Origin of the sequence: Vibrio sp. 10N.222.49.C9 (genome assembly GCF_041474985.1) — a bacterium.
GTDB lineage: Bacteria > Pseudomonadota > Gammaproteobacteria > Enterobacterales > Vibrionaceae > Vibrio > Vibrio crassostreae_C.
Window position 1 is genome coordinate 1 of record NZ_JBFRVD010001461.1, and the last position, 348, is coordinate 348.

General features: G+C 49.7%; 1 protein-coding gene. It reads left to right on the forward strand.

Features of this window, described 5'->3' with window-relative positions:
• Nucleotides 1-348: hypothetical protein (locus tag AB4585_RS28760; protein WP_372172193.1), on the forward strand; the 348-nt coding region annotated here is incomplete at both ends.

Here is a 348-nt window from a genome sequence, read left to right on the forward strand (position 1 = left end):
GAGTTGGATGCCTTGAAAAAAGAGATGGAACTGCTTAGAGCTCAGGTTGTTGAGATTGAGGTAGGAAGCGTCTCTGACGGCTTATCTGAGTCATCAGCATTGCCAGCGCAGTTGCCAGCAGTAACTCGCGAAGAGAGTGAGGGGGAGCGGGCGTCAGGTCCTTCGTATCGAGATTTAATTCCAAAGTTAGTGCTACCAGGTACGAACTTGAAGCCGTCGGGCAGTGAAGGAGTGTCGGACAGTGCTTCATTGAAATTGCCTGGGCAGGGTGGATTGTTTGCTAATGATGACGGTCTTGTGTGGTTGGATCCTACAGATGCGCAGGTTACTTATGACAGTAACGGTAAT